Consider the following 22,859-nt stretch of genomic DNA (forward strand, 5'->3'; position numbering starts at 1 on the left):
AATTCAATCATAAAAAAATCGCTCAATTGAGCGATTTTTTTATGATTAATTAATATAGATTTAATTACTTTTTTCTGTTCGATTCGAAAGCAAAGACCATATAATTGTTGTTAATAAAACTCCACCAATTATTGATAATGAAACAGTCGATTCGAAATGATAGAAAGGCATAATGATCATTTTAATTCCAATGAAAGTTAAAATTACAGCCAAACCATAGTGTAATTTATTGAATTTATCCATCGAGTTTGCTAACAAGAAATACAACGAACGCAATCCTAAAATAGCAAAAATATTAGATGAATAAAGAATAAAAGGATCGTCTGGAGCAACAGCAAAAATCGCAGGAATACTATCTACAGCAAATACTAAATCTGTTACTTCAATCACCATCAATGCAACGAAAAGAGGCGTCGCCATTTTGATTCCGTTTTGTACACTGAAGAATTTATCTCCACCAAAATTAGGTGTTACTTTAAAAAATTTGTGCACCAATTTTACTCCAAGGTTTTGTGATAAATCTTGATTTTCATCCTCATCACTTGATTTCCAAGATTTGATTCCCGCTACAATTAGGAAGAATCCGAAAAGAGTTAAAACTACATTTGGACGGAAAAATTCTTTTGCAGCAAAATTAGCGTGCGTTGCTTCATCACCTAAATTAAAGTGCCAATCTCCAATAGAAAAAGAAGGTAAATAAGTCATTTTGATTAATTCAACTCCAGCAAAAATAAAGATTGCACGGAATAATAATGCACCTAAAATTCCCCAAAAGAGAACTTTATGTTGATATTCCTTCGGAATTTTAAAGAACCCGAAAACTAAAATAAAAACAAATAGATTGTCGACGGATAACGCTTTTTCAATCCAATAAGCCGCCTGAAATTGGGAGAATTTGTTGAGAGCAAACGCGTGCCCATCAGCTTCCTTGAAAACAAAATAAATTACTCCACTAAAAATCATTGCTAAGGAAATCCAAACAATCGTCCAGATAAGTGCTTCTTTATTCGAAACAACATGTGCGTTTTTGTTAAAAACACCTAAATCTAAAAGTAGCATAATAATTACAGCTACTCCAAAAACAGTTACTAGTCCAGGATGATTTAACATACTATCCTGTACAACACTGAAAATACTCATATAATTTTATTTAATTTCACAATTTACTATAAATTTACCAATCCTAATCGGTAAGCCTTTAAAAAAAAGTTTTTATCAAAGGGAAAAAACATACAAAATTAATTTATTCTAGCATGAAAAAAGTTATAACATACGTATTCTTAACAATTATTTTACCTATCGCGACAAAAGCGCAACAAATTTCTCCATTATTTAAGGATTCCATTCAAATGAAATGGGTTGATGAAAAATACAGTACCATGACATTGGAAGAGAAAGTTGGACAATTATTTATTGTAGCTGCGTATACAAATAGAGATGCTGCGCATGAGATTGAGATTCAAAAATTAATCGAAGAAGAACATATCGGAGGTTTGATTTTTATGCAGGATCAAGCTGCTCATCAAATCGAGTTAACCAATAAATTTCAATCCATTTCAAAAACGCCTTTGTTAATAGGAATGGATGCAGAATGGGGATTAGCAATGCGTTTGAAAAGTGTAGAACGTTTTCCTTGGAATATGACACTTGGAGCATTACGAGATAATAATTTGGTGTATCAAGTAGGAAAACAAATCGGTTTGCAAGCGAATAGAATGGGTGTACAATTTAATTTTTCACCTTCGGTTGATGTCAATGTCAATTCGAATAATCCAGTGATTGGAAATCGTTCGTTTGGCTCTAATCCCGATCGTGTAGCAGAAAAAGGAATTGCTTATATGAACGGAATGCGTACACAAAATGTTTTATCGTCTGCAAAACATTTTCCAGGACATGGAAATACCGACCAAGATTCGCACAAAGTTTTACCATTGATACCGGATAATAAAACTGATTTAGAAAAATACCATATTGCACCTTTCAAGAAAATGATTGAAGCTGGTGTACAATCAATCATGATAGCACATCTTAATGTTCCAGCTTTGGAGCCAGATGGTACTATTCCTTCAACCTTATCCAAACGAATTATTACAGATTATTTGAAAGGTGAATTACAGTTTAAAGGAATTGTGATTACAGACGCGTTGAATATGGATGGTGTAGCAAAAAGATTTCCTGCAGGCGATGTAGATTATAGAGCTTTTGTGGCTGGAAATGATATTTTACTGTTTTCTCAAAATGTACATATCGGGAAACAAAAAATTATCGATGCAATTAACAATGGAGAAATTTCTGAAGCACGTTTAGAAGAAAGTGTGAAGAAAATTTTAATGGCCAAATACATCACAGGTTTAAACGAGATAAAACCATTAAATCCAGCAAATGTTTTAGAAGATTTAAACTCGCCTGAAAATTTAGCTTTAACAACAAAAATTTTCGAGAAAGCTTCAACTGTGGTTAAAAATCAACACAAGGTTTTACCAATCAAAAAAATAAATCAAAAAATAGCGTTTGTCCCATTGGAACAAACTGATTATGATCAATTTTTGACACATTTACAAAAATATACAAATGTTGAGTTAGTAAAAATTTCAAATCCAAATCAAATCAATTTACTAAATGATTATGATGTTGTTATTGCTGGGGCATTTTTGTCAAACGAAACAGTTTACAAACCTTATAAATTGTCTGCAAATTCGAAAGCTATATTGAATGCATTGCCAAAAGACAAAAAGAAAATCTTTTCATTGTTTACAAGTCCTTATGGATTGAAAGATCTTGATTTATCAAATTTAGATGCCGTTACGGTTCATTATCAAAATACGAAAGATGCGCAAGTAGCAGCAGCACAAATTATTTTTGGAGCAATTGATGCTGACGGAACTTTTCCTGTAGATATCAATCAAAATTTGAAAGAAGGTCAAGGAATTGTAACCAAACATATCAATCGTTTAGGGTTTACAGCGCCTGAAAATGTAAGTTTAGGAAAAAAAAACTCTCAGAAATAGATAGACTTGCCGAAGAAGCAATAGCAAATCGTTACACGCCTGGAATGCAAATTTTAGTTGCGAAAGATGGAAAAATCGTGTACGACAAAAGCTTTGGAACACAAGATAAAAATTCTTCAAAAAAAGTGAAGTGGACAGATTTGTATGATGTTGCTTCTGTAACAAAGGTGACGGCAACGTTGCCTTTGTTGATGTTGGGGGTCGGCGAAGGAAAGTTAAACCTCGATCAAACAATTGGTGAAATTGATACCGATGCTAAGAATACGAACAAATCTTCTTTAAAAGTTCGTGAAATTTTAGCACATCAAGCTGGTCTTAAACCTTGGATTGGCTTTTACAACGAAACGGTTAATGTGAAAAACGCGCGTCTTTATTTGGATTTCTATTCACGTAAACAAGATGAGGAACATCAAATAAAAGTAACGGATAATATTTACATCATCAATTCGATAAAAGATACGATTTATGAAGATATTTATAAATCACAACTTGGTCGTAAGTCTTATGAATACTCAGATTTAGGCTATTATATTTTTAAGAAGAAATTAGAAAAAGATTTTGGAAAAGATCTAAATCAATTAACGCAAGAAAAATTTTACCAAAATATTGGAATGTACCGCACCACTTTTAATCCGAAAGAAAAATTTAGTTTAGAAGATATCATTCCAACTGAATACGATAAAACCTACAGAAATCAATTGGTGCATGGTTTTGTACACGATCAAGGTGCGGCTATGATTGGCGGAATTGCTGGTCATGCGGGTTTATTTTCTAACTCGATTGATTTGGCAAAGTTGATGCAACTCTATTTGAATGGTGGCGAATATGGTGATGAGGTTTATTTGAAACCAGAAGTGGTTCCAGAATTTACCAAACAACAATTCAAAGGAAATCATCGAGGTGCAGGCTTTGACAAAATGCAAACGGTTTCTACAAAAGGTCCATCAGCCGAAAGTTTTGGTCATACAGGTTTTACAGGAACTATGGTCTGGGCGGATCCTAAATACAATATTGTTTATATTTTTCTATCAAATAGAGTGAATCAAACTATTGAACCAAATTATTTATCGATAAAAAAAGTGAGAGAAAATATCCGACAAGTAATATATGACGCAATTTTGCCTTAAATTTGTCTAAATAAAAATCGCGAATGAAAATAGGAATTGTATGCTATCCAACCTACGGAGGTAGTGGAATTGTAGCAACAGAACTCGGAATGGATTTAGCGGAGAAAGGGCATGAAGTACATTTTTTTAGTACAAATGTACCTGCAAGATTAAACATTAAATTACCAAATATATACTTTCATCGTATTCATGTTGAGACTTATCCATTGTTTCAATATCAACCCTATGATTTGGCGTTGAGTACAATTTTATATGATAAAGTGTTACATTACGAATTAGATTTGGTGCATGTACATTATGCCATTCCGCATGCGTATGCCGCATATTTTACAAAACAAATGTTGGCAAGAAAAGGGTATCATTTACCAATCGTGACAACTTTGCATGGAACAGACATTACATTAGTTGGGAAACATCCTGTGTATAAAACGGCTGTTGAATTTTCAATTAATGAATCGGATGTAGTTACATCGGTTTCCGAAAGTTTAAAACAAGAAACTTTATGTGCATTTGATATTACAAATGAGATAGAAGTTGTACCAAATTTTATCGATAACGATCAATATTTACCAGAAAAATGCGTCTGTTGTCGTGATAATTTTGCGTTACCAAAGGAGAAAGTTATTTTACATACCTCTAACTTACGAAAAGTAAAACGTATACAAGATGTGATCAGTACATTTAATTTGATTCAAAAACAAATCCCATCCAAATTAATCATTGCTGGAGAAGGACCAGAATGGGAAATGGCAGATCAAATGATTCAAGATTTAGGGATTCAAGATAAAGTAAAAAGTCTTGGAATGGTAAGTGATTTAAACGATGTATTGAAAGCGGCAGATTTATTCCTTTTACCTTCTGAACAAGAAAGTTTTGGTTTGGCAGCGTTAGAAGCAATGGCAGCAAGTGTACCTGTAATATCATCAAATGCAGGAGGAATTCCAGAAGTTAATATAGACGGTGTAACTGGTTTTGTTTGTCCAGTCGGCGATGTAGAAATGATGGCTCAAAAAGCAATCTATATTTTAGAGGACGAAAAGCGTTTGTCAACATTTAGTCATCAAGCAAAAGAACAAGCTATACGATTTGATAAAACGAATATTCTTCCACAATACGAAGAATTATATCGCAAAGTAATCGCAAAATCTAAAATCGGGTAATCCCCGATTTTTTTATTCTCATTCAAAACCTTTATTGAAAAACTGACAATCTATTTTATTGGCATAACGTTTGACTTATTTATATTCGCCTTTCTAATTGTTTTAAACAAGAACTATAACTTGGTTTTTCTGATAGTAAGAAAAGCATTCGTCAGTTAAAAATAGTTTTACTGACACTTTGAACGTACAAAAAAATTATGAACATAGACAATTTGTCATTAGCACAAGTAATGGAAGAAGAAATTGAATTAATTCCTTTGATGAGTAAAGACGAAGAAAGTAAGCTAAATAAGCACGATATTTCTTCGGTATTGCCTATTTTATCGTTAAGAAATACTGTCTTATTTCCTGGTGTCGTTGCGCCAATTACAGCAGGTAGAGATAAATCTATACAACTATTAACGCAAGCTTACAAAGAAGATCGCATTATTGGGGTGCTTTCGCAGAAAGAAATTGCAGTAGAAGATCCAACACAAGATGATTTGTATAAAGTAGGTACGGTTGCCAAAATTATGCGAATGATTAAGTTACCAGACGGAAACATCACGGTGATATTACAAGGAATGAAACGCTTTAGAGTGAAAGAGTTTGTTACAGACGATCCTTATTTTAAAGCTGAAGTAGAGACTTTGAATGAAAAAGTTCCGACTTCTCGAAACAAAGAATACCCAATAATTATTGAGTCAATTCGTGATTTAGCTTTTCAGATTGTAGAAGAAAATCCAATGTTACCTTCTGAAGCTGCAGGTGCGATAAAAAGTATTGAAAGTAATACATTTTTAATCAATTTTGTGGCGTCTAACTTAACATTGAGTTTAGATGAAAAACAATTGTTGTTAGAAATTTCTGATATGAAACTTCGCGCAATGGAAGTGATGCGTTTTATGAATGTTGAGCTTCAGAAGTTAGAGTTGAAGAATACCATTCAAAATAAAGTTCGAAAAGAATTAGATCAACAACAAAAAGAATATTTCTTAAATCAACAAATCAAGTCGATTCAAGAAGAATTAGGAGGAAACACGACGGAAGAAGAAATCAATGACATGCGCAAACGAGCTCTAAAAAAGAGTTGGAGCGAAGATGTAGCAAACCATTTTGATAAAGAAATTAATCGTCTTTCTCGCCTTAATCCACAAATGCCAGAACATAATATTCAGCGTAATTACCTTGAATTTATGTTGGATTTACCATGGAATACGTTGACAAAAGATAACTTTGATATTAAACATGCGAAGAAAATCTTAGATCACGATCATTATGGGTTAGAAGATGTAAAAGAGCGTATTTTAGAACATCTTGCCGTATTGAAATTGAAAGGAGATATGCGTTCGCCAATTCTTTGTTTATATGGACCTCCAGGTGTTGGTAAAACTTCGTTAGGACGTTCTATTTCTGATGCGATTGGTCGTAAATATGTACGAATGTCGTTGGGTGGTTTGCATGATGAATCGGAGATTCGCGGACATCGCAAAACATATATCGGAGCTATGCCAGGACGTATTTTGCAATCGATCAAAAAATCTGAATCATCTAATCCTGTTTTTGTATTAGATGAGATTGATAAAATGACGGCAAGTGCACATGGAGATCCTTCGTCAGCAATGTTAGAGGTTTTAGATCCAGAACAAAACTCGAATTTTTATGATAATTTCTTAGAAATTGGTTACGATTTATCTAAAGTGTTTTTCATCGCGACAGCAAATAATGTTGGAGATATTCCAAGTCCTTTACGTGATCGTATGGAGATGATTAATATCGCAGGTTACACCATCGAAGAGAAAACAGAGATTGTAAAACGTCACCTTTTACCAAAACAATTGTTAGATCATGGTTTGAAAGAGAAAGATGTTGTTTTAGGAAAAAAAGAAATCGAATATTTAATCACCGGTTATACACGCGAATCTGGAGTTCGTAAATTGAATCAGAAAGTTGCTAAATTGGTTCGTTCAGCTGCAAAACACATTGCGTTGGAAGAAGAATTTGATGCTAAATATTCAATCGAAGATATTTCTAAAATTTTAGGACCTTCTATCACGCCAGATCAATATGAGAATAATGAAGTTCCTGGAGTTGTCGTAGGTTTAGCTTGGACAAGTGTTGGTGGAGATATTTTATTTATCGAATCAATTTTATCGAAAGCGAAAAATGGTGGACTTTCTATTACAGGTAATTTAGGAACTGTGATGAAGGAATCTGCAACAATTGCATTAGAATATATCAAATCGCATGCAGATGAATTAGGTATTAAACCAGAAGTTTTCGAAAATTATAAAGTGCATATTCACGTTCCAGAAGGAGCAACACCAAAAGATGGACCATCTGCTGGAATTACGATGTTGACGTCTTTGGTTTCGTCTTTTACACAGCGAAAAGTGAAAGCGAAATTAGCAATGACAGGTGAGATTACACTTCGTGGAAAAGTTTTACCAGTTGGTGGAATTAAAGAGAAAATTTTAGCGGCAAAACGTGCAAATATCAAAGAAATTATTTTGTGCGAAGACAACCGAAAAGATATCGAAGAAATTAAAGCGGAATACGTAAAAGGAATGACTTTCCATTTCGTTAAAGAAATGAAAGAAGTTTTGGATATTGCTTTAACGAATCAAAAAGTAAAAGGAGCAAAGGTTTTTGATTAATCTGAAATCTTCTCAAAACTAAAAAAGGAACTCAATTAGAGTTCCTTTTTTTCGTATATAAATAGTAATTTACTTTATCTTATAAGCAATTCCCCAAAAAACTGGCATATTAAATGGGCCGCTATATTTCCCGTAACCAGGAATAACCAAAGGATCAATTCCTTGATCTTTTTTACCACCAATATAAGCTGCAGGATGCAAAGATAATTCACCATAAAAGTTCTTAAAAATCTCTACACGTCCACCAACCACAGCTTCTATCCAATAACTACTTACATTTGCTTTAGGCAAACTTCCGGTATCAATAATTTCATTTGATTGTAAATCACGAATCGCATAGCTGTTAATTGTTTGCGAATAATGTGAATAGGCAATACGTCCACCAATGTAAATTCCGTTCGATTGATTGTCGACATCTTGTGTCACAAACCAGTTGGCACCAACTTTCGCAAAAATTCCATCAACATCTACATCCCAATTGATTTCATTGAAATTATTTTTCTCAAAACCAGCTTCTATAACTGCGTGCCACTTATTATTAATTTGGTAGGAAGCATAAGCGCTAATACCTTTTTTATCGCTAAAAGCTGCAACAATAGGATTGAAAACGTCTACACCAATAAAAATATCATGGTTCTTTTTCTTTGGAATAGAATCCGTGACTGTTACTTTTGTTGAGTCAGTTTTATTTATTTGCGCAAAAGCAAAATTAGTTGCGCTCGTCAGCAAAAAGCTTAATAATAGTTGTCGAACCATCTTTTATTTCAGTATTTACAGTTTCTATTCCTTTAATCCAATTTCCAGCGCTACTTTCACTTTTGGTTACCAATTTTACATCAACTCCTTGAAAAGTTAATCCAAAACCGCATGCTTTAGACGTATAAGCATTTCCAATTGTATCGTAAGTTAAAACCAAACGATCTCGTTTTGCTTTAATTGTTTCAATAACTTGCCCCGTAATAGGATCTTTAACTTCTCTATCTTTTCCTTGCGCAACAGTATAATAAATTTCTTTTTGCTTATTCTGACGAATTGGCGTAGCAAAACTCGATTTCATATTGACAGAACCTTGATCAATTAATAGAGTGTCTTTGCTTGTTCCTGTAGGAATAGAATCTTTTAAAACATAGGCCCAATAGAAAATTGTATCTTCTAATTTTGTTGTTTTATCAATGTTGTAATACATGTCTACAACCATACGTGGCACTTCGCCTTCATCTGTACAAATATCATCATCTTCGCAACTATAGATAACAAAACTTGTTAAAATAGAGAGGATTGAAACGGTTAAAATAGATTGAAACTTTTTCATTTTCAAGAATTGAATTTTAAATTCGTTCTAAAAGTACAATATTTTCTACATGATGTGTTTGTGGAAACATATCAACTGGCTGAACTTTAACAATTTTATATTGATCTTTCATCAATTCTAAATCTCTTGCTTGTGTTGCAGAGTTACAAGAAACATAAACAATACGTTTTGGATTCATGAATAAAATATTTTCAACCACTTTTTTATGCATTCCATCACGAGGAGGATCAGTAATCAAAACATCTGGAATTCCATGTTCGTTGATGAAATCTTGATTCAAGACATCTTTCATATCACCACAATAGAAATCACAATTTTCAATACCATTGAATTTAGCTGCTGCTTTCGCCGCATCAATTGCTTCTTGAACTGATTCTACACCCACTACTTTTTTTGCATTTTTCGAAACGAATTGTGCAATTGTTCCTGTTCCTGTATATAAATCGTACACTAATTCGTTTCCTGTTAAACCAGCAAAATCACGTGTTAATTTGTATAATTCGTATGCTTGTTCTGGATTTGTTTGATAAAAAGATTTCGGACCAATTTTGAAATTTAAATCTTCCATCTTTTCCATAATATGATCCTCACCAGCAAAAACTTCGATGTCTAAATCATAAACAGAATCGTTTTGCTTTGGATTAATCGCATACAATAAAGAGGTAATTTCTGGAAATTTATCTTTTAAGTTTTGTAAGAAAGCTTCACGATTTTCTTTTTCTTCGCGGAAAAATTGAACTAAAACCATGACTTGCCCATTTTGAGAAGTTCTGATCATCAGCGTTCTCAATAAACCTTCTTGATTTTTTAGATCGAAGAAATCTAAGTTATGTTCTAATGCAAAACGTTTTGCTTCGACACGAATCGCATTCGAAGGATCACGTTGTAAATGACATTTCGTAACATCTAAAACTTTAGACCAAGCTCCTGGAATATGGAATCCAAGCACATCTCGGTCGTCAAATTCTTTTCCTGATTGAATTTCTTCTAACGTTAACCAACGAGCATTAGAAAACGTAAACTCTAATTTATTGCGGTAAAAATAGTGTTCTTTAGATCCTAAAATCGGAACAATTTCTGCTTCTAAATCTTTGAAACCTCCAATACGAACTAAATTGTTAACCACTTCGTCGTGTTTAAATTTAAGTTGCGCATCATAGCTCATATCTTGCCATTTACATCCACCACAAACACCGAAATGCTCGCACTCTGGTTGAATACGATAAGGAGATTTTGTATGAATTTCGATTGCTTGTCCTTCTAAATAGCTGCTTTTTTTCTTCAAAACGTGTACATCTACAACATCCCCAGGAATCGCACCTTTTATCAGAACCGTTTTACCTTCCTCTGTTTTACCAACCGATACACCTTTTGCACCAGCACGTAAAACTTCTATATTATTTAGTATGATTTTTTGCTTTACTTTTCTTGACATTTTGCAAAGGTAAGGAAGTCGCCGAAATATTCAATTTTTTATATTTCTTGTAGCTAAAAAATTAAGATTTTATGGTTCTTTGTTCAGAACATATTTTGTTAAAATATACTTGGTAACAGGTTTTAATGTTTTACCATTTTCGGGATGTAAGCCATAATTGGTATAAAATTCGATTTCACCATTTTTCTTTGTGTACCAAACTTTATCGATTGCATTGTCTATGTTTAAAGTGTCTATTCGAGTAATTTTTTTTAATCGAAAAACAGTTTCGTTGTATGGAACAGCATTCATTTGCGGAGTTGATTCTTCGCAATCGATTTCTAAATAATGACTTTCTTTCCAAACCATACAAGACGAAGAGTTATCAAATGAATTCAAAAACAAACCACTTCCAACCAAAAGAGAAGCAATTCCACTTCCTACAATTATTTTATTACGTTGATTTTTTTCAAAGAATTTTTTCTTTTTTGGAGGGTTAGCACTTTTTGAAGTTTCATCAGTATTTATTTTCTGAATTCCTTCTGATTCAATATCTACTTTTTCGTTAATTAATGTCTTTTCAAATTGCTGGCTAAATTCTCCAAAACTATTATAACCAATATAAGTAGCTAAATGATTTAATAATATAGGAGAAATTGTTCGCTCATCAATTTTATCATTTAAGATATCATCGTAATACCTTGAAAAAGATTTACTACTGATCTGAAAACTATATTCCTCAGTAATCAATGTATTCAAATAATTTGAAATTGCATTTTTACTTGAGTTTCCACATTCTTTTTTTGCTTGTTCAAAAACCTTTTCGAATAGATGTTTCTTCGCCGACATTTCATTTTAATTCTTTTACAAAGTAGACAAAAATTGGACAAAATAAATTACGGTTTCACGTAAAACAGACTGTCTGATAATTGTACAAAACTTGTCTAATGTATGTCTAACAGCTATTTGTGTGCCTGCATTTACTTTGCCATAGAAATCAATACTAAAACAAAACAATTTGATTTCTAAAAATGTAGTGTTGAAAACAGTTGAGGTTAACTGAAGGGAAGCATTTTTCCTTAACTGTTTTCAGACTGCAAAAACTTCCCATAGAAGAAGCGCTTCTTTTTTCTCGTGTACACTGCTCGTAATCTGTTTTGCGAGAAAGAACACCTATGTAAAAAACAATAAAATTTAAAATTATGTTAGAATTATTATTCGCTTTATTGGGATTCTTTTTTCCAAACCAAAATGCACATACAATAACACAAGATCAACATCCAATTACACAAACTTCTACAGATAGTGTGGATGGAGATACAGGTGGAGAAACAGGACATATTCCGCCAAAAAAATAAACATAATACGGATAGAGAAATCTATCCGTTTTTTCTTTAGCTTTAGAGAGAAATAGTAAGGTTTGGTAAGAGGTATATTTTTTTGTTTGTTATTAGTGATTTTTTCATGTCAATCTTCTGATAATAAATTTGATGAACAAAATGAAGTTTCGCAGAATAAAGCGTATGATAAGGCTTGGGAGTTTTACGAAAAAGAAGAGAATGATAGCGCGTATGTTTATTTCAATAAGGCTTATTCAGAATTTATAAAACAGAACAATAAACATCAGGCTTCAAAATGTTTGATTAATTTGGGGTATATAAGTTATAAAAAGGGAGATTGGTTTGGAAGTCAGGAATTAAATATAGAAGCTATCAAATTATTAAATCCTCAAATTAAAGAGGAGGCTGAAACTTTATCGAGTGCTTATAATAGTTTAGGGCAAAGTACACATGAATTAAAAAACTATAAAGAAGCGATAAATTATTTCCAAAATTCAATAGATTTCACAAAAGATGAGAACGTTTTTATTGTCAATCAAAATAATATTGCCAATAGTTATCGTTACAATAATCAATTTGATGAAGCTATAAAGATTTATAAAGATTTGTTGGATGAGAAACAGATTCATGATAGCCCAAAAGAATATGCACGTGTTTTAGATAATTTAGCGTACACAAAATGGTTGCAAAATAAAAACCGAGTTGTAGAAAATGAGCTAAACAAAGCATTAGATATTCGAATAAAAGAAAATGATTTGTGGGGACAAAATGCAAGTTATGCACATTTGACAGATTATTTCTCCAATAAAGATGTTAAAAAAGCATTGGATTTTGCTTATAAGAGAAAAACAATTGTATTTGAGAATAAGAGCGTAGAGGATCAATTAGAAGTTTATCAGCAATTGATTTTACTTGAGAATCCAACGAATTCTAAAAAATATTTTGAAGCCTATCAAAAACTCAATGATAGCATTCAATTAGAACGAAATAAAGCGAAAAATCAATTTGCATTGATTCGTTTTGATTCAGAAAAAAATAAAGCAAATTTTTTAAAAGCTGAAGCCGAAAACGAAAAGAAAAAGAACAAAATTTTAAGCTTATATATTGTTGTTATTTTGTTGTTGTTCCTTTTGTGTTTCGCATATTTTTGGCACAAAAGAAGAAAACAAAAATTAGAACAAGAAAAAGTTTTAGAGGTAAAGAAAACAGAGTTAAAATATTCAAAAAAAGTACATGACAAGGTGGCAAACGGAATTTACCATGTGATGTCTGATATAGAAAATAAATCGGAATTTAATCGAGATGAAATTTTAGATAAATTAGAAGAAGTTTATGAAATATCACGGGATATTTCGTATGATAAAAAGGATGAAGCGCAACATGAAAATTTTGCAGCTAAATTATCACAATTAATAAGTTCTTTTGATTCGGATAAGGCTAAAATATATTTGATCGGAAACGAAAATGAGCTTTGGTCAATTATTTCTCACCAAGCTAAAGCAGAGATTTTTTTGGTCATACAAGAGTTATTGACGAATATGAAAAAACATAGTCAAGCTTCGCGAGTTGTCTTGAATTTCAAACAAGAAAATCAACAATTTTTCATGAATTATTCGGATAACGGAATTGGAATTTCGGAGTTAAATCCTAAAAATGGTTTGCAAAATACGGTTTCACGTATTTCTAGTTTAAAAGGAGATGTTATTTTTGAAACAGAAAATGTAAATGGTCTAAAAATTATTATCAAATTTCCTATTCTATAACCTAATAAAAAAGTATGTTTAAAAAAGTATTGATTGCAGAAGATTTTGAAAGTTTTAATATTTCAGTTCAAAAAGTATTGAAGGATTTGAAAGTAGAAAATCCAGATTATGCTTTTTATTGCGATGATGCTTTTTTGAAAGTAAAGAAAGCTTTATACGACGAACAACCTTATGATTTATTGATTTCTGATTTATCATTTGAAGAAGATCATCGCGAACAAAAACTGAAAGGAGGAAGAGAGTTAATAGAAGCTGTAAAAGCGATTCAACCAAATTTAAAAGTGATTGTTTTTTCAGTAGAAAAAAAAGCGGATATGGTTGATAATCTTTTTGAACAATTCGAAATTAATGGTTTTGTAGCAAAAGGTAGAGAAGATTCGAAGGAATTAAAAAAAGCCATTCAAGCTGTTTTTGAGGGTGAAAAACATTTAGAATTAGAAATGAAACGTAGCATCAAACAAAAAAACACCTATGAAATTACCTCGTATGATGTTACGTTGGTTTCCTTGCTATCAAAAGGCGTTTTGTTAAAAGATATACCTAATTTTTTAGTAGATAGAAATATCAAACCTTCAAGTAAAAGTAGTGTAGAAAAAAGATTGAGCACCCTTAAAGAAACGTTAGAGGTATCAAGTAATCACCAATTAGTAGCTCTTTTTAAAGATTTGGGAAGTATATGATAAATAAAGAGGCTGTCTCAATTTTTTATGAGATAGGGTGAAAATTTTCATTATGAAACTATTCTTAGATAGTACCAAGAAAAACAATAATAGACACTGTCCAAAATTTTGTGTAAACATATTTCAGATGGGTTTGACTATTTTATAGTTGAACCCTTTTTTCAAATATTGCTAAAAATTGATTTAAAATTAATCCCCAGTTTTGAATTGGTTTTGTCCATTTTTTGGATATCTGCATTAATGATAAATATACCGATTTTTTAAGCGCATCATCCGTTGGGAAAACCATCTTATTTTTAGTGTATTTACGGACTTTTCCATTTAGATTTTCAATTAAATTAGTGGTATATATAATTTTTCTAATTTCTACCGGGAAGTCAAAAAATACGGTTAATTCGTCCCAATTCTTTCTCCAAGATTGTATTGCATAAGGATACTTTTGATTCCATTTTTCTGCAAAACGATCTAATTCATGCGCTGCCATTTCTCTGCTTGTCGCATTATAAATTAATTTCATATCCGAAGTAAACTCTTTTTTATCTTTCCATACCACATATCGAGCTGAATTTCTGATCTGATGAACTACACAAATTTGCGTGTTTGTTTGAGGGAAAATATTGCTAATTGCTTGTGTAAAACCATTCAAATTATCGGTTACAGAAACCAAAATATCTTCCACACCACGTACTTTTAAATCTGTCATTACACCTTGCCAAAAAGCAGCAGACTCGTTCTCTCCAAGCCACATTCCAAGGATTTCTTTGTATCCTTCACGGTTTAGACCAACGGCTAAATAAATAGTCTTATTTATCACTTTTCCAGCTTGTCGAACTTTAAAAACGATACCATCCATCCAAACAATGCAATAAACCGATTCTAATGGACGGTTTTGCCAATCTAATACTTGCTGATTCACTTTATCGGTGATAATAGATATCGCAGAAGTAGAGAGTTTATAACCATATAATTCGTAAAGTTCCGATTCGATATCCGATACACTCAGACCTTTAGCGTATAGCGATATCACCATATTTTCGACTGAAACTGATTTGGATTGATGCTTTGGAACAATTATAGGCTCAAAACTACCCTCTCGATCACGTGGAACTTCTATTGTAGATTCTCCGTATTCGCTTTTTATACGTTTGGAAGTAGTCCCATTTCGTGAATTAGAATTATCACTTTTTTCATTTTTTTAATAGCCTAAATGTGCTTCAAGCTCGCCATGGAGCATGGCTTCTAATAATTCTGAATGGAGTTCTTTTAGTAATTTACTAAGGTCTTCTTGCGTTTTAACACCTTCTAATAAACCATGATCTTTGATCATTTTGCCGACAGATTTCTTCATAACAAACTGTGTTTTATAAATGTAATTTAAAAAAAATAATGGTGAGTTATAATAACCCACCCTATTTTATGTTTACACAGTTTTTTGGATACTGCCACATAATAAAAAGGCTGTTTTCACGAGTCGTGATACAGCCTCTTTTTATTACTCAGCCAAAAGCTTTTTAATATCTTCTTTTAAATATTCTATTTCTGGATGATATGTTCCTCCAAGTGAAGTTTCCTTACCCTCAGGATCTTTATAATTCAGCCCTGAATAGAATAACATCGGAACACCAGATTTGTTGTATCGACTTCTGATATTTCCTTGTTTGTCTACTAATGCAAGCTTACCACTATGATTTAATCCTTCTGCTGTCGTTTCATCTTTCCCAACATAAATATTGAATTGTTCAGAAAGTTGCTCAATTGTTTCCCGATCCGACGTTAAATAATGCCAATTGGGTGTTTTTACACCAATTTGTTTCGAATATTCTAACAAACGAGTAGGAGTATCACGCTTTGGATCAATTGTTACGGAAATAAAACCAAGATTAGGATTATTGATTTCATCTTCTATAGAACGTAAATTAGTACTCATCACAGGACAAATCGTAGGACAACTCGTAAAGAAAAATTCTACAACATATACTTTTCCTAGCATATCACGATCAGTAATCGTTTCGTTATGTTGATTTATCATCGAAAATGAAGGAACTTTCATCACGTTATATAGTTTATCTTTTGGTTTATTTTTTAACCAAAAAACAGATCCAATTACACCTATAATAATGACTATAACAGCAACTAATTGTTTATTCATGAATATGACTTTCTGGATTTTTTAGAAATTCTTCTTTGCACATTGTCGAACAAAAACCGTACGTTTTCCCTTCATAATTAGCTGTATCACTCAAATGATCAGCGGTTTTCATTCCGCAAATTGGATCAATTTCGTTAACAACCGCAACGTCCAATTTCTTTACGGCTTTCATTTCTTCATGAGAAACATGTTGTACTTCAAACTCTTCTTGTTTTGCTTGTTCCTTGTTGCAAGATGTGAAAGCGATAGCTAAAATGGTAAGAGCGAATATGTTTTTTGAATTTTTCATTTTTTTAAAATTAATTGTTGAACTCGTGGTTCATTTTGTTTAAGATAAAATTCTATTCTCGATACACTTTTTCTACATAATATTTCGAAAAATCACTCGACTGACGAATTTTAATTCATATTACCAATATGGAGTTATAGTTTAGATTAGTAATTAAAAGTAAACAATTGGTGGATGAAAAACTAATCGAATAATATAATTAGAATCAATATCAAGATATTGATCGATGGATGAATTATTCTTTTGAGAAAAATATTTTTTTAGAGAAAGTATATCGTTTTGCGGAACGATCGCATCAAGAAGTTTAACCGAATTCTTGACATAATTATTTTCAGGTCGATTTTTCTCATTCTCCGAAACTTCCTCTTTCAAATAGCAAAAACCATTGCAAAGCAGCTCAGACTCATCTTTGTTTATACAAAGTTTGTTTGCAATTTCATTATAATTCAAAATATAATCTAACACGGGCATTAAAGGGCGAAATGCGATAGAAAATAGGATTGATATGAATAATAATAGACGCAAAAAACTAATTTTACTACAAATTTAACCAAATTCATTGAGGTTGAATATGATAAAATTTATGATTTTAACGGAAATTTTCATCATTTTTTTTACGTTTATATAACTCAAAATATTTATATTAAGGAATATTTTACAATCTATATTACTTATGAAAAAAAGCAAGGTTTCTGATTTTACAACAACCGAAGAATTAATGCAGTTTTTGGTTGAAAATCAGGAAGAAAATACATTATATAAAAATGTTTTGAAGAAATTTGAATATGAAACTGAATTGTTAAAATTACAATCGGAATTAGTCAATCTTCAAAATTGGATTTCAACAGAAAACAAAAAAGTAGCCATTATTTTCGAAGGTAGAGATGCTTCAGGTAAAGGAGGAACAATACGTCGTTTTAGAGAACATCTTAACCCACGATCTATGCGTGTTGTTGCATTAAACAAACCAACAGAAGTAGAGCAAAGTCAATGGTATTTTACGCGTTACATTAAAGAATTGCCAAATGCAGGAGAAATTGTTTTTTTTGATAGAAGTTGGTACAATAGAGCGGTTGTAGAGCCTGTGATGGGGTTTTGTACAGAAAAACAATATGAACAATTTATGGTTCAAGTTTCAGAATTTGAACATATGCTATACGAATCTGGTACACACATTATCAAATTGTGGTTTTCCATTACAAAAGAGGAACAGCAAGCACGCTTTGATTCTCGTTTAAATAATCCACTTAAAAAGTGGAAATATAGCCCTGTTGATGCGAAAGGGCAAGAATTATGGAACGATTTTTCGACTTACATCAATCAAATGTTTTCTCGAACACATAATTCGTTTTCACCATGGATTATTGTAAATGCAAATAATAAAAATTTGGCTCGATTAGAAACGATTCGTTATGTTCTATCTTTGTTTAATTACAAGGGGAAAGATGAGTCGAAAGCTGATTTGATGGTCGATCCAAATGTGATTGAACGTTATTATCGAATGGTAAAAGAAATGAATCATTAATTTTATATGTTGATAAAATGGAATTTAAACCGAAGGATTTAAAATTAATCGAAACTAAAAAAGGACTTGTTGGACTTTTGCAGTCAGATCATGACCAATTAAATTTTGCAAAAGCATTGCGTACCGTAAAATATGAAAAACGAATCGAAGAGTTACAAGAGGAATTGATTAAACTTCAAACTTGGGTGGCAAATCACAAGAAAAAAGTGGTGATTGTTTTCGAAGGTCGAGATGCAGCAGGAAAAGGTGGTGCTATACGCCGAATTGTGGAACATCTAAATCCTCGAGAACATCGTATTGTCGCTTTACCAAAACCGAATGAAGTTGAAAGTGGACAATGGTATTTTCAGCGTTATGTTCGTCAATTACCACGCGAAGGAGAAATTGTTTTTTATGATAGAAGTTGGTATAATAGAGCTGTAGTAGAGCCAGTTAACGGGTTTTGTACTCAAGATGAATACGCAACTTTTATGAATGAAGTAAATGATGTGGAGAAAATGTGGATTAATTCTGGGATTTATCTAATCAAGATTTATTTCTCCATTACAAAAGAACAACAAATGAAACGTTTTAACGATATTGTTAACTCTCCTATTAAGCGTTGGAAGTATAGTTCTGTTGATCAAAAAGCACAAGATTTGTTCGAAGTTTATTCTGAATATAAAGATAAAATGTTTGAATTAACCCATACAAAAATAGCACCTTGGAAAATAATTGATGCCAATAAAAAATATAAAGCAAGGGTTGAAGCAATGGAATATATTTTGTCTAAAATACCTTATGATGATAAAAATAAACGCATTTTGAAACATCAAAATTTAGAAGTTGAAATATAGTCTTTAAACCTAATACTATGGCAGAATTTGATTTAAGTGATTTAGAGAAAATAAATAATAAACAAGAAATCATTGATTTTTTAGTTGAACATGATATCATTAAAGAAAAGAAATTCAAAGAACAATTAGCTTACGAAAAAGAGTTAAAGCAACTTCAAGAAAAACTATTGAAAATACAAACCAAAGTTATTCAAGAAGATAAACGAGTTTTAATTATTTTTGAAGGTCGAGATGCAGCAGGAAAAGGAGGAACAATTTCTCGTATTACCGAATTTCTAAATCCTAAAAAATATCGTGTAGAAGCTTTACCAAAACCAACAGAAATAGAAGTGGGACAATGGTACTTTCAGCGATACTTTTAAAGAATTGCCAAATGCAGGAGAAATTGTTTTTTTTGATCGTTCGTGGTACAATCGAGCAGTAGTTGAGCCAGTTTTCGGATTTTGTACAGAAGAACAATACAATCGATTCTTGAAACAAGTAAGTGAAATAGAACAACTTTTACAAGAAGACGGAATTATTTTGATTAAAATTTTTCTTTCTATTTCGAAAGATGAGCAAGCAGAACGTTTGCAGGAACGAAAAGAAAATGAGATGAAACAATGGAAGTTAGGAGCATTGGATCAAAAAGCACAAGAGTTATGGGAGGTTTATACCAATTATATTGATAAAATGTTTCAAGAAACTGGAACAAAAGATTCGCCTTGGATAGAAATTGAGACAGATGACAAAAAATCGGCACGAATTGTTGCGATGAAATCTATAATTGCGCAATTAAACAATCAAGTTTATACACACGAATTAATAAAATATCACATATAAAATTAAGAGAATCATTTGTATAATCAAGATTTTTGATTAATTTTGCACCCACATTGTTCAACCTCTGACGAAGGACGTTTAAGTTGCTCAATTTAAATAAATTGAAATTATTAAAATGGAAAATTTAGTAAAATACGTACAAGAGAAATACGTAGCTAAAAAAGAGTTCCCAGCTTTCGCAGCAGGTGATACTATTACAGTTTATCAAGAAATTACAGAGGGTGGAAAAACTCGTGTTCAGTTCTTTAAAGGGGTTGTTATCCAAAGAAGAGGACAAGGAACTACAGAAACTTTCACTATCCGTAAAATGTCTGGAGATGTAGGTGTAGAGCGTATCTTCCCAGTAAACATGCCAGCATTACAAAAAATTGAAGTGAACAAAAGAGGTAAAGTTCGTAGAGCTCGTATCTTCTACTTCAGAGCATTACGTGGTAAAAAAGCTCGTATCAAAGACGCTTCTTACTAATAAGTACTTTTTTAGAAGAAATAAAATCCGTTCGATTATTCGAGCGGATTTTTTTATTGGTTAATTTTTAATATTATAAAAACGGTGACTTTTCTTGATTGCCCATTTTTCTTTAAAATGAATCCATTTGATTTGAAATATTTTGCGCATGAATTTATCAGTGTAACGCATAATAAAAACATGATAAACGGTATTCAAGACTTGAAAAAATTCATTCGGAAAAGCACGCAATGACATCGAAAAACCAGCTTCCAAATAACGGTTATAATGCCAATAACCACGCGGAATAAATAAAGCATCGCCGTGATTCATTACAAAATCAAATCCTTTGGCGTGTTTCAAGGCTGGAAATTTTTCATAATCAGGGTGATCGTAATCTATTTCGTAAATCGTATGAACCGAAAGGGGAACTTTGTACAATGCTTTTGATTGTTGAGGTTCGAATAATAAAATGCGTTTGTCGCCTTGAAATTGAAAATGAATAAAATCCGTCATGTCTACATCATAATGCATCAAAACTTTTGCCTCACTTCCGCCGAAGAATAAAGTAGGTAATCGTTCAAAATATTTTAACCCAAGATCTGGATAAGTAAAATTGTTAAGTAATTCAGGAATTTTATCTTTAATAATAAAAAAGAAAATTCTTAAGTCAGAAGGTTGCTTTTTTATTAAATCAACATATTTGTTAAATTTCATGTGTGTAGCAGGTGTATCCGAACTTTTTGTTGCATCAGCGGGTTTACTATCGTACAAAGGAACAATTTGTTCACCAGCTTTTTCTTTGATATAATCAAGATTCCATTTATCAAAATCCTTCCAGTTTTTAGCATAACCTTTTAATAATAAAGGTTTTCTTTTTTTGAGATAATTTTTTATAAATTCTTCTTTCGATATCGATTCTACCGTATCAATTGTCTGAAATTGCATGTATTTGTAGTATTGGATTACTCAAAAATAGAGAAACTAATTGAATTTGAAATAAAAAAAATCGACAGATTGTCGACTTCATTATTATTCTTTTTCGTTTACCATTCGGATCAAATAGGCCATATTTCGAATCACGCTACTGTGTTTTTTGACAAAAGGATTTTCTTTATTCCAAACATATCCAGCTAAAACAGCACAAATTTTTTCTTTAACATCAGGATTTTCGGGTTGATGAAAAAATAATTCTTGCAAATTTCCAGTATACCATTCTTGTACATAAGTTGTAAAAACATCAATGCCTTCTTTCATATAATCTTCATATTCAGATTGCCAATCAACTTTTTCGTTGTTTATTTCTTTAATGGCGAGTTTTGCAGCTTTCAAACCGCTTTCTGTCGCAAAACAAACTCCAGAAGAAAAAACAGGATCTAAAAATTCGGTACTATTTCCTGTCAAAACATAACCATCTCCATACATTTTTGTAACTGCTGCCGAATAATTTTTCAACCATTTAGGTTCAAACTCAAACGGTAAATCACCAAATCGATTGAAATAAAAATCAGACTTTTTAATTGCATTTTGTAAAGCCTCAACAGTACTTTGATTGGTTGATAATTGATTGATATAATTTGTTGGACCAACAATTCCGACACTCGTTTTACCATTTGAAAAAGGAATTACCCATAGCCAAACTTTTGTTTCGATGATATCAAAAGAAATCTGTGTACCTTCTTGTCCTTGAGGTCGACGAACATCATCTATATGTGTGAAAATAGCCGAATGAGGATTTAATTTTGAGGGGCTATCAATGTTTAATAATCGAGGTAAAACACGACCATATCCACTTGCGTCAATTAAAAATTTAGCGTTAATTTGATAGGTTTCACCGTTTTGTTTTTTTACAGTTGTGATTGATCTTTTCTGTTCAAATTGTACATCAATAACTTCTTCATTAAAACGTAAATCAGCACCTTTGTCAATAATTGCATTCGCAAGAGTCATGTCAAAATCAGCACGAGGAACTTGCCAGGTCCAATCTTGACCTTTACCAAATTTTTTACTGAAATCGAAAACACAAATTTGTTCATCACGAATAAATCTTGCTCCAGCTTTTACTTCAAAATTTTGTTGATCCAAATAAGGCAATAAACCCGCTTCTTTGAAATGATCCATTGAACGAGGAATTAAACTTTCGCCAACAACAATTCGTGGAAATTGTGTTTTTTCTAACACAATTACATTGACGTTGTGCTTTCTCAAATAGGCTGCAGCAACAGATCCAGAAGGTCCTGCACCAATGATTAAAACATCTGTATTTTCAATCATGATTTTTTGTATAGTTTTTTAATTATTTTTGCAATTGATTGAGGAAACAAGTAACCAAAAATCGCTAAATATTTTACCT

At 31.9% G+C, this 22,859-nt stretch carries 22 protein-coding genes and 1 pseudogene; 12 read left to right on the forward strand and 11 right to left on the reverse strand.

What is annotated here, in order from left to right:
* Positions 1 to 60 precede the first annotated feature (60 nt).
* Positions 61 to 1,140 carry a TerC family protein gene (locus IF125_RS04615; RefSeq protein WP_225541681.1) on the reverse strand — a complete coding sequence of 360 codons (1,080 nt, stop codon included), beginning with the start codon at positions 1,138 to 1,140 and terminating at the stop codon, positions 61 to 63.
* A gap of 113 nt (positions 1,141 to 1,253) precedes the next feature.
* Here IF125_RS04615 and IF125_RS04620 point away from each other — a divergent pair, with 113 nt between their 5' ends.
* From IF125_RS04620 to lon, 4 genes are all read left to right on the forward strand, one after another.
* Complete coding sequence (locus tag IF125_RS04620) at positions 1,254 to 3,008, forward strand: glycoside hydrolase family 3 protein (protein ID WP_225541682.1); 1,755 nt, start codon at positions 1,254 to 1,256, stop codon at positions 3,006 to 3,008.
* Between the two features lie 44 nt (positions 3,009 to 3,052).
* On the forward strand, positions 3,053 to 4,135 hold the full coding sequence (locus IF125_RS04625) for a serine hydrolase domain-containing protein (RefSeq protein ID WP_262903651.1): 1,083 nt from the start codon (positions 3,053 to 3,055) through the stop codon (positions 4,133 to 4,135).
* 23 nt (positions 4,136 to 4,158) lie between these two features.
* Entirely contained in the window at positions 4,159 to 5,295 is a 1,137-nt protein-coding gene (bshA, locus tag IF125_RS04630) for an N-acetyl-alpha-D-glucosaminyl L-malate synthase BshA (RefSeq protein WP_225541683.1), read from the forward strand.
* 197 nt (positions 5,296 to 5,492) lie between these two features.
* Positions 5,493 to 7,931, forward strand: a complete 2,439-nt coding sequence (gene lon, locus IF125_RS04635) for an endopeptidase La (RefSeq protein ID WP_171623057.1) — start codon at positions 5,493 to 5,495, stop codon at positions 7,929 to 7,931.
* 69 nt (positions 7,932 to 8,000) lie between these two features.
* Here the strand turns inward: lon and IF125_RS04640 are convergent, their stop codons facing one another.
* From IF125_RS04640 to IF125_RS04655, 4 genes are all read right to left on the reverse strand, one after another.
* On the reverse strand, positions 8,001 to 8,687 hold the full coding sequence (locus IF125_RS04640; protein WP_171623058.1) for a DUF6048 family protein: 687 nt from the start codon (positions 8,685 to 8,687) through the stop codon (positions 8,001 to 8,003).
* Positions 8,641 to 9,243 (reverse strand): DUF6452 family protein, encoded by a 603-nt coding sequence (locus IF125_RS04645; protein ID WP_171623059.1) that lies wholly within the window; start codon positions 9,241 to 9,243, stop codon positions 8,641 to 8,643. The genes IF125_RS04640 and IF125_RS04645 overlap by 47 nt, the downstream gene beginning before the upstream one ends.
* A 16-nt stretch (positions 9,244 to 9,259) precedes the next feature.
* On the reverse strand, positions 9,260 to 10,678 hold the full coding sequence (rlmD, locus tag IF125_RS04650; protein WP_188319828.1) for a 23S rRNA (uracil(1939)-C(5))-methyltransferase RlmD: 1,419 nt from the start codon (positions 10,676 to 10,678) through the stop codon (positions 9,260 to 9,262).
* A 69-nt stretch (positions 10,679 to 10,747) separates the two neighbouring features.
* Positions 10,748 to 11,506 carry a hypothetical protein gene (locus IF125_RS04655; RefSeq protein ID WP_188319829.1) on the reverse strand — a complete coding sequence of 253 codons (759 nt, stop codon included), beginning with the start codon at positions 11,504 to 11,506 and terminating at the stop codon, positions 10,748 to 10,750.
* 353 nt (positions 11,507 to 11,859) lie between these two features.
* Here IF125_RS04655 and IF125_RS04660 point away from each other — a divergent pair, with 353 nt between their 5' ends.
* From IF125_RS04660 to IF125_RS04670, 3 genes are all read left to right on the forward strand, one after another.
* Entirely contained in the window at positions 11,860 to 12,015 is a 156-nt protein-coding gene (locus tag IF125_RS04660) for a hypothetical protein (RefSeq protein WP_188319830.1), read from the forward strand.
* A gap of 86 nt (positions 12,016 to 12,101) precedes the next feature.
* On the forward strand, positions 12,102 to 13,760 hold the full coding sequence (locus IF125_RS04665; protein WP_188319831.1) for a tetratricopeptide repeat-containing sensor histidine kinase: 1,659 nt from the start codon (positions 12,102 to 12,104) through the stop codon (positions 13,758 to 13,760).
* A 14-nt stretch (positions 13,761 to 13,774) separates the two neighbouring features.
* Positions 13,775 to 14,440, forward strand: a complete 666-nt coding sequence (locus IF125_RS04670) for a response regulator (RefSeq protein WP_225541684.1) — start codon at positions 13,775 to 13,777, stop codon at positions 14,438 to 14,440.
* 142 nt (positions 14,441 to 14,582) lie between these two features.
* On the opposite strand, the pseudogene IF125_RS04675 reads toward IF125_RS04670, so the two are convergent.
* The 4 genes and pseudogenes from IF125_RS04675 to IF125_RS04690 form a co-directional block, all read right to left on the reverse strand.
* Positions 14,583 to 15,767, reverse strand: a pseudogene (locus IF125_RS04675) (IS256 family transposase).
* A gap of 165 nt (positions 15,768 to 15,932) precedes the next feature.
* Positions 15,933 to 16,589: an SCO family protein gene (locus IF125_RS04680; protein ID WP_225541685.1), complete on the reverse strand. Its 657-nt coding sequence runs from the start codon at positions 16,587 to 16,589 to the stop codon at positions 15,933 to 15,935.
* Positions 16,582 to 16,878 carry a YHS domain-containing protein gene (locus IF125_RS04685; protein WP_225541686.1) on the reverse strand — a complete coding sequence of 99 codons (297 nt, stop codon included), beginning with the start codon at positions 16,876 to 16,878 and terminating at the stop codon, positions 16,582 to 16,584. The genes IF125_RS04680 and IF125_RS04685 overlap by 8 nt, the downstream gene beginning before the upstream one ends.
* Before the next feature lie 153 nt (positions 16,879 to 17,031).
* On the reverse strand, positions 17,032 to 17,403 hold the full coding sequence (locus tag IF125_RS04690; RefSeq protein WP_225541687.1) for a hypothetical protein: 372 nt from the start codon (positions 17,401 to 17,403) through the stop codon (positions 17,032 to 17,034).
* Between the two features lie 193 nt (positions 17,404 to 17,596).
* Between IF125_RS04690 and ppk2 (IF125_RS04695) the strand changes: the two genes are divergently transcribed.
* From ppk2 (IF125_RS04695) to rplS, 5 genes are all read left to right on the forward strand, one after another.
* Positions 17,597 to 18,403: a polyphosphate kinase 2 gene (gene ppk2, locus IF125_RS04695; RefSeq protein WP_375781345.1), complete on the forward strand. Its 807-nt coding sequence runs from the start codon at positions 17,597 to 17,599 to the stop codon at positions 18,401 to 18,403.
* Positions 18,404 to 18,420: 17 nt separating this feature from the next.
* The gene (ppk2, locus tag IF125_RS04700; protein ID WP_225541689.1) at positions 18,421 to 19,239 is read left to right on the forward strand and encodes a polyphosphate kinase 2; all 819 of its coding nucleotides are present in this window, start codon (positions 18,421 to 18,423) and stop codon (positions 19,237 to 19,239) included.
* Between the two features lie 17 nt (positions 19,240 to 19,256).
* On the forward strand, positions 19,257 to 19,601 hold the full coding sequence (locus tag IF125_RS14230; RefSeq protein ID WP_262903652.1) for a polyphosphate kinase 2 family protein: 345 nt from the start codon (positions 19,257 to 19,259) through the stop codon (positions 19,599 to 19,601).
* Between the two features lie 4 nt (positions 19,602 to 19,605).
* Positions 19,606 to 20,061, forward strand: a complete 456-nt coding sequence (locus IF125_RS14235; protein WP_262903653.1) for a polyphosphate kinase 2 family protein — start codon at positions 19,606 to 19,608, stop codon at positions 20,059 to 20,061.
* A gap of 115 nt (positions 20,062 to 20,176) precedes the next feature.
* Positions 20,177 to 20,527 (forward strand): 50S ribosomal protein L19, encoded by a 351-nt coding sequence (gene rplS / locus IF125_RS04710; protein WP_171623070.1) that lies wholly within the window; start codon positions 20,177 to 20,179, stop codon positions 20,525 to 20,527.
* A gap of 60 nt (positions 20,528 to 20,587) precedes the next feature.
* Here rplS and IF125_RS04715 read toward each other — a convergent pair whose 3' ends face one another.
* Together IF125_RS04715 and IF125_RS04720 are read right to left on the reverse strand one after the other, a co-directional pair.
* Entirely contained in the window at positions 20,588 to 21,454 is an 867-nt protein-coding gene (locus IF125_RS04715; RefSeq protein ID WP_225541690.1) for a cupin-like domain-containing protein, read from the reverse strand.
* A gap of 84 nt (positions 21,455 to 21,538) precedes the next feature.
* The gene (locus tag IF125_RS04720; RefSeq protein ID WP_225541716.1) at positions 21,539 to 22,783 is read right to left on the reverse strand and encodes an NAD(P)/FAD-dependent oxidoreductase; all 1,245 of its coding nucleotides are present in this window, start codon (positions 22,781 to 22,783) and stop codon (positions 21,539 to 21,541) included.
* Positions 22,784 to 22,859 lie beyond the last annotated feature (76 nt).

It is taken from the genome of Empedobacter stercoris (genome assembly GCF_020281205.1).
GTDB lineage: Bacteria > Bacteroidota > Bacteroidia > Flavobacteriales > Weeksellaceae > Empedobacter > Empedobacter stercoris.